Here is a 6,638-nt window from a genome sequence, read left to right as displayed (position 1 = left end):
CTCCTACAGGGTTTGGCGTGGAGGTTGGAAACCATGGCTGATTCGATTTCGATGAAAAAACTGGTCACCCGCCTGCTGCTGGTGGTGGTGGCCATGTTTGTCTTCGGGTTTGCCCTGGTGCCGATCTACGACGTGATGTGCAAGGCCTTCGGCATTAACGGCAAGAYCGCCGGGCAATACGAAGGCGAGCAAACCGTGGACACCTCGCGGCAGGTTCGCGTGCAGTTCCTGTCGACCAACACTGCCGACATGCCATGGGATTTCTATCCCAAGGCTGAGGAGTTGACCGCCAATCCGGGCGCTGTGAACGAGATGATTTTCATCGCGCACAACCCCACCGATCGGCCGATGAGCGCCCAGGCCGTGCCGAGCATCGCGCCCAGCACAGCCGCGGCGTACTTCCACAAGACCGAATGTTTTTGCTTTACCCAGCAAGTGCTGCAGCCCGGTCAACGGATCGAGATGCCGGTACGTTTCATCGTTGACCGTGACATGCCCAAGGATGTGAAGCACCTGACGCTGTCCTACACGCTGTTCGATATCACCGCCCGACATCCACCGGTAGCTGTAAACACTGGCGGCTGAGCGTGCCCGATAAGGAGAACAATAAATGGCAACTCATGAACACTATTACGTACCGGCCCAGAGCAAATGGCCGATCATCGCCACGTTCGGCATGGTCACCACGGTGTTTGGCCTGGGTACCTGGTTCAACGATCTGAAGGCCGCGCGGCCGGAATCCCACGGCCCGCTGATCTTTTTCGTCGGCGGCCTATTGCTGGCCTACATGCTGTTCGGCTGGTTCGGGACGGTGATCAAGGAAAGTCGTAGCGGCTTATATAGCGCTCAGATGGACCGCTCGTTTCGCTGGGGCATGAGCTGGTTCATCTTCTCCGAGGTGATGTTTTTCATCGCTTTCTTCGGCGCGCTGTTTTATGTACGTCACGTCTCCGGCCCGGCCCTCGGCGGTGAAGGTGCCAAGGGCATCGCGCACATGCTGTGGCCGACTTTCGAGTGGACCTGGCCGCTGCTCAACAACCCTGACTCGAAACTGTTTCCACCGCCCAAGGAAGTCATCAGCCCCTGGGGCTTGCCGCTGCTCAACACCGTGCTGCTGGTGAGTTCCAGCGTGACCGTGACCATCGCCCACCACGCGCTGAAAAAGGGTCATCGCGGCGCACTGAAACTCTGGCTGGCGATCACCGTGTTGCTGGGCTGTGCGTTCCTCACCTTTCAGGCTGAAGAATACATGCACGCCTACCACGAGCTGGGTCTGACCCTCGGCTCCGGCATCTACGGTGCGACGTTCTTCATGCTCACCGGTTTCCACGGCGCCCACGTGACCATCGGCACGATCATTCTGTTTGTGATGCTGATGCGGGTCATGCGCGGGCACTTTGATGCCGATCACCAGTTCGGCTTTGAAGCGGCGAGTTGGTATTGGCACTTCGTGGACGTGGTGTGGATCGGCCTGTTCGTTTTCGTCTACGTGCTATGAGGCTTACCAAGGCGCGTGCGACACCAACTGGCCACTGAAGAAGCCCCAGGCGATCAAGCCGACGGTGACAGCGGCCAAGGCCACACGAACACTCAAGGCAATGACGAGGCGGTTTGAGCTGCTGTCGTCCTTGACCAGAAAAAACAGGCCGCTGAACAGGCTGACAACCGTGGCAATCAGCATCAGGACGATGGCTGCTTTGAGCATGGTGAGACTCCGGGGGAAAGGCGATGCACTTGAGTATAGCTATCGCGACCAGCGACTTTTTGGCCTCGCCATGAAGCGCTTCCGGCCGGGCATCGTGCCGACCCTGGTGGTGGCAGCATTGCTGCCGCTGCTGGTGTCGCTCGGGTTCTGGCAACTGGGCCGAGGCGCGGAGAAAAGCGCGTTGCTGCAAAGCTATGCCGAGCGCCGCGCCGCCGAACCGATGGCCAGCACCGAGTTGCAACACACCGAAGACCCGGCCTTCCGCCGGGTTCACTTGCACGGCCAATTCGATGCCGCGCACAGCCTGCTGCTGGACAACCGCCAGCGTAACGGCAAGGTCGGCGTTGAGCTATTGCAACCGTTTCAGGACCAGGCGTCCGGGCTCTGGTTGCTGGTCAATCGCGGCTGGCTGCCCTGGCCGGACCGGCGCATACCGCCGCAGTTCACTACACCTGAAGAGGCCTTGAGTCTTGACGCCTCGGTCTACGTGTCCCCCGGCGCGACCTTCCAGTTGCATGCCGATCCGAGCACCACGACCTGGCCACAACTGGTGACCGCCGTTGAGCCGGCCAAGCTGTGGACGGCGCTGAACCGTGCAGGGTTCGCCTACGAATTACGTGAAGAAACCGGCCCCGCGTCCTACCAGGCCGATTGGCCAGTAGTGGCCATGGGGCCGGAAAAACACCTCGCTTATGCCGTGCAGTGGTTCGCCATGTCGCTCGCCCTGTTCGGCCTTTATCTCTATCTCGGCTGGCACAACGCAAAGGAGAAACACCATGGGAGCGGCCATGAATCCACCCAACATGTCTGAGGCGAAAACACCGGCGAGTCGACGCAAGGGCCGCTTTCAGCTGCTGCTGATTTTGCTCGGGGTGATCGGTCCGATGATCCTCGCCACCGGCATGTACAAACTGCAGTTCTGGGTGCCGGAGGGTCGCAGCTATCACGGCGAGCTGATCGGTAACGGCCAGACACGCGCCGATCTGGGTGTGCAGGCACAAGAGGATCGCTGGCAGTTGCTGGTAACGGCGCCCAAGGATTGCTCGGTCGACTGCCAGCAACTGGTGTACCTGGCGCGACAAATCCAGATCGGCCTTGGCCGCGATGCCTCCCGCGCCAGCCACGCCTTGGCTGCCGCGCAACCGCTGAGCAGCGAGTACGACGCCAAGCTGACCCGCGAGTATCCTCAACTACAACGCTACCCCATGGACCTGACCACTTTCAGCAAGACGACAGGGGATAAAACTGCACCGCAACTGTGGATCATCGACCCGCACGGCAACCTGGTGCTGCTTTATGACCCGACGGTGAAGGGCAAGGATCTGCTTAACGACCTGCGTCATCTGCTGAAACTGTCGAACATCGGATAAGGGCATCGTCATGGCCAAACCTGGATTTCGCCTCGCGCTGTTTGCCACCTTGCTGGCACTGATTGTGGTGTTGCTCGGCGCCTACACCCGCCTGACCCACGCCGGCCTCGGCTGCCCGGACTGGCCCGGTTGCTACGGTTTTATCAGCGTGCCGAAAAGCGAAGCCCAACTGGCGCATGCCGAATTGCACTTTCCCGATGCTCCGGTCGAAGCCCATAAAGGCTGGAACGAGATGGTCCACCGCTACTTCGCCGGTACGTTGGGGCTGTTGATTTCGATCCTGGCGGGCCGGGCCTGGGTGCACCGTCGTCATCCGGGGCAACCGGTGAAGTTGCCATTGTTCTTGCTGGCGGTGGTGTTCGCCCAAGCCGCGTTCGGCATGTGGACGGTGACGCTCAAGCTCTGGCCGCAAGTGGTCACCGGGCATTTGCTCGGCGGGTTTGCGACGCTGAGTTTGTTGTTTTTACTGACGTTGCGCCTGTCGGGCGTATTGCCGGCGCTGACCGTGCCACGGCGTTTGCAGTATTGGGCGACGGCAGGGTTGCTGCTGGTGATCCTGCAAATTGCCCTCGGTGGCTGGGTCAGTTCCAACTATGCCGCCGTGGCCTGCATCGATTTCCCGACCTGTCATGGACAATGGATGCCACCGGCCGATTTCGCCAACGGCTTTCATCTGACTCAACACATCGGCCCCAATTACCTTGGTGGACAACTGGACAGCGATGCCCGTACCGCGATTCATCTGACCCACCGAATTGGCGCGTTGCTGGTCACGCTGGTGCTGCTCGGGCTCGCCTGGCAACTGAAAGCCGTCGGCATGACGCGTCTTGCAGGGATGGTGCTGATCGCACTCACTGCACAAATCACCCTTGGAATCAGCAACGTGCTGTTCCATCTGCCGCTACCGGTGGCCGTCGCCCACAACGCGGGCGGCGCGGCACTCCTGCTGACGATGGTGCTGGTCAATTATCACGCACGGACCAGTCTGGTTCGGGTCAAGCAGCAATCCCTCGCGCGTTGGCACTTCAGCCCGCGTAAACACTCAGCCGGGCCCATAACAATAAAAGGAGAGATGCCATGGCGACATTGATCGGCGAACGTCACAGTCAGGCGATCTGGCGTGACTACCTGGAGCTGACCAAGCCGAAAGTGGTGGTGCTGATGCTCATCACCTCGCTGGTCGGCATGTTCCTCGCGACCCGTGCCGGGGTGCCATGGACGGTGCTGGTGTTCGGCAATCTGGGGATCGCCTTGTGTGCCGGTGGCGCCGCGGCCGTCAACCATGTGGTGGACCGGCGCATCGATACGATCATGGCCCGCACGCACAAACGTCCGTTGGCGCAAGGCCGGGTGTCACCGGCCTCTGCGCTGACGTTTGCCCTGGTGCTGGCCGTGCTGGGTCAGGCCTTGTTGCTGGCGTTCACCAATCCGCTGACCGCCTGGCTGACCCTCGCATCGCTGCTCGGGTATGCAGTGGTCTACACCGGTTTCCTGAAACGTGCGACCCCGCAGAACATCGTCATCGGCGGCCTGGCCGGGGCAGCCCCGCCGTTGCTTGGCTGGACCGCTGCCACCGGACACGTCAGCGCCGAACCGCTGCTGCTGGTGCTGATCATTTTCGCCTGGACCCCGCCGCACTTCTGGGCGCTGGCGATTCACCGCAAAGAGGAATACGCCAAGGCCGACATTCCAATGCTGCCGGTCACCCATGGCGAGCACTACACCAAGGTGCACATCCTGCTTTATACCTTTGCGTTGCTGGCCGTCAGCCTGATGCCCTACGTGATCCACATGAGCGGCCTGCTCTACCTGGTTTGCGCCGTGGTGCTGGGCGCAAGGTTTCTGCAATGGGCCGTGGTGCTGTACCGTGGCACCCGGCCGCACGCGGCGATCAACACGTTCAAGTATTCTATTTACTACTTGTTCCTGCTGTTTATCGCGCTGCTCGTAGACCACTACTTACTGTTGAACCTATGACTCGAACCCAGAAAACCGTCTTCATTCTCGTCGCCCTGATCGCACTGGTTCTGGGCCTGACCATCAACAAAGTGCTGTCTGGTAAAGGCCAGGGCGACCCGACGGCACTGATCGATGCGGGGATCATCCTGCTGCCGCAAAGTCGCAACTTGCCTGACGTGAAAATGACCGATCAGGACGGCAATCCAGTGACGGTCAATCAGCTGAAAGACAAATGGAGCCTGCTGTTCTTCGGCTACACCTTCTGCCCGGATATCTGCCCGACCACCCTCGCCCAGTTGCGTCAGATCAAAAGCGAGCTGCCACCCGAGGCGGTGGCCAAACTGCAGATCATCCTGGTCAGCGTCGACCCGAACCGCGATACCCCGCCTCAGCTCAAGCAGTACCTGGGCTACTTCGATCCACAGTTCAAAGGCCTGACCGCTTCCTCGGTGGATGACATTCAGAAGCTGGCCAACGCCGTGAGCATTCCGTTTATTCCGGCCGACACCAGCAAACCGAACTACACGGTTGATCACAGTGGCAACCTGGCGGTAATCGGCCCGGATGGCACACAGCGAGGGTTTATTCGGGCGCCGCTGAACAATGCGAAGCTGGTGGCGCAGTTGCCGGTGATGCTTAACCGCAAATAATCACCACGCTTTTCTGTAGGAGCACGGCTTGCCGGCGATGGCGGTCTCAAGGATGCCATCGCCGGCAAGCCGTGCTCCTACAGGGAGCGGTGTTTTGGCACAAAAAAAGGGGACGCACATGGCGTCCCCTTTTTCGTTGCGTTCAGACAATCAGAACGCCGGCACTACCGCGCCTTTGTACTTCTCGAGGATGAAGGCTTTGACTTCCGGGCTGTGCAGCGCGGCAACCAGTTTCTTCATCGCGTCGCTGTCCTTGTCGTCCGGACGGGCCACGAGGATGTTCACGTATGGCGAGTCGCTGCCTTCGATGACCAGCGCGTCCTTGGCTGGATCGAGCTTGGCTTCCAGCGCGTAGTTGGTGTTGATCAGCGCCAGGTCGACCTGGGTCAGCACGCGTGGGATGGTCGCGGCTTCCAGTTCACGGAATTTCAGGTCCTTGGAGTTCTCGGTGATGTCCTTCACGGTCGACAGGATGTTGTTCGAGTCCTTCAACTTGATCAGGCCAGCCTTCTCCAACAGCAACAGCGCACGGCCGCCATTGGTGGCGTCATTCGGGATCACCACGTTGGCACCACCCGGCACCTCGGCGAGGGTTTTGTACTTGCTGGAGTACGCGCCCAGCGGCTCCAGGTGCACACCGACCACGGAAACCAGGTTGGTGCCCTTGGCCTTGTTGAACTCATCGAGGTACGGCTGGTGCTGGAAGAAGTTGGCGTCCAGACGTTTTTCCGCTACCTGCACGTTCGGCTGAATGTAGTCGGTGAAGACTTTGACCTTCAGGTCCACGCCTTCTTTGGCCAGGGCCGGCTTCACGAATTCGAGGATTTCTGCGTGCGGGACCGGGGTGGCAGCGACAGTCAGGGTGTCTGCGTGGGCGGAGAAGGCCGCAACAGCAGCGAACGCGACGAGTAGTTTTTTCATTCAGCTAACTCCATATAAGGCGCCCGTCTGGCG

General features: G+C 60.2%; 9 protein-coding genes. 7 read left to right on the top strand and 2 right to left on the bottom strand.

What is annotated here, in order from left to right:
- Positions 1–33 precede the first annotated feature (33 nt).
- Complete coding sequence (locus tag AC1D2P_RS15640; RefSeq protein ID WP_477811498.1) at positions 34–585, top strand: cytochrome c oxidase assembly protein; 552 nt, start codon at positions 34–36, stop codon at positions 583–585.
- A gap of 25 nt (positions 586–610) precedes the next feature.
- Positions 611–1,498: a cytochrome c oxidase subunit 3 gene (locus AC1D2P_RS15635; RefSeq protein WP_109786899.1), complete on the top strand. Its 888-nt coding sequence runs from the start codon at positions 611–613 to the stop codon at positions 1,496–1,498.
- A gap of 3 nt (positions 1,499–1,501) precedes the next feature.
- Here the strand turns inward: AC1D2P_RS15635 and AC1D2P_RS15630 are convergent, their stop codons facing one another.
- A complete protein-coding gene (locus tag AC1D2P_RS15630; protein WP_046031071.1) occupies positions 1,502–1,705 on the bottom strand; it encodes a twin transmembrane helix small protein in 204 nt (67 codons plus the stop codon).
- 70 nt (positions 1,706–1,775) lie between these two features.
- Here AC1D2P_RS15630 and AC1D2P_RS15625 point away from each other — a divergent pair, with 70 nt between their 5' ends.
- From AC1D2P_RS15625 to AC1D2P_RS15605, 5 genes are read left to right on the top strand one after another with little or no spacing between them, the layout of a single operon-like run.
- The gene (locus AC1D2P_RS15625) at positions 1,776–2,516 is read left to right on the top strand and encodes an SURF1 family protein (RefSeq protein WP_046031121.1); all 741 of its coding nucleotides are present in this window, start codon (positions 1,776–1,778) and stop codon (positions 2,514–2,516) included.
- Complete coding sequence (locus tag AC1D2P_RS15620; protein WP_109786898.1) at positions 2,482–3,075, top strand: hypothetical protein; 594 nt, start codon at positions 2,482–2,484, stop codon at positions 3,073–3,075. The genes AC1D2P_RS15625 and AC1D2P_RS15620 overlap by 35 nt, the downstream gene beginning before the upstream one ends.
- Positions 3,076–3,085: 10 nt before the next feature.
- Positions 3,086–4,165, top strand: coding sequence for a COX15/CtaA family protein (locus tag AC1D2P_RS15615; RefSeq protein ID WP_046031069.1), 1,080 nt, complete (start codon positions 3,086–3,088; stop codon positions 4,163–4,165).
- Complete coding sequence (gene cyoE / locus AC1D2P_RS15610; protein WP_046031068.1) at positions 4,153–5,052, top strand: heme o synthase; 900 nt, start codon at positions 4,153–4,155, stop codon at positions 5,050–5,052. Before AC1D2P_RS15615 ends, cyoE begins: the two co-directional genes overlap by 13 nt.
- Positions 5,049–5,684: an SCO family protein gene (locus AC1D2P_RS15605; protein WP_046031067.1), complete on the top strand. Its 636-nt coding sequence runs from the start codon at positions 5,049–5,051 to the stop codon at positions 5,682–5,684. Before cyoE ends, AC1D2P_RS15605 begins: the two co-directional genes overlap by 4 nt.
- A gap of 150 nt (positions 5,685–5,834) precedes the next feature.
- Here AC1D2P_RS15605 and AC1D2P_RS15600 read toward each other — a convergent pair whose 3' ends face one another.
- The gene (locus AC1D2P_RS15600) at positions 5,835–6,605 is read right to left on the bottom strand and encodes a MetQ/NlpA family ABC transporter substrate-binding protein (protein WP_046031066.1); all 771 of its coding nucleotides are present in this window, start codon (positions 6,603–6,605) and stop codon (positions 5,835–5,837) included.
- Between the last annotated feature and the right edge of the window lie 33 nt (positions 6,606–6,638).

Source organism: Pseudomonas sp. P1_F1_2, from assembly GCF_056405815.1.
The sequence above is the reverse complement of the archived record's forward strand: the minus strand, read 5'-3'. Positions and strand labels throughout refer to the sequence as shown.

Coding starts and splice junctions, on each gene's coding strand:
- AC1D2P_RS15630 (WP_046031071.1), bottom strand. CDS start 1,705: ATGCTCAAAGCAGCCATCGTCCTGATGCTGATTGCCACGGTTGTCAGC.
- AC1D2P_RS15600 (WP_046031066.1), bottom strand. CDS start 6,605: ATGAAAAAACTACTCGTCGCGTTCGCTGCTGTTGCGGCCTTCTCCGCC.
- AC1D2P_RS15615 (WP_046031069.1), top strand. CDS start 3,086: ATGGCCAAACCTGGATTTCGCCTCGCGCTGTTTGCCACCTTGCTGGCA.
- AC1D2P_RS15620 (WP_109786898.1), top strand. CDS start 2,482: ATGGGAGCGGCCATGAATCCACCCAACATGTCTGAGGCGAAAACACCG.
- AC1D2P_RS15635 (WP_109786899.1), top strand. CDS start 611: ATGGCAACTCATGAACACTATTACGTACCGGCCCAGAGCAAATGGCCG.
- cyoE (WP_046031068.1), top strand. CDS start 4,153: ATGGCGACATTGATCGGCGAACGTCACAGTCAGGCGATCTGGCGTGAC.
- AC1D2P_RS15605 (WP_046031067.1), top strand. CDS start 5,049: ATGACTCGAACCCAGAAAACCGTCTTCATTCTCGTCGCCCTGATCGCA.
- AC1D2P_RS15625 (WP_046031121.1), top strand. CDS start 1,776: ATGAAGCGCTTCCGGCCGGGCATCGTGCCGACCCTGGTGGTGGCAGCA.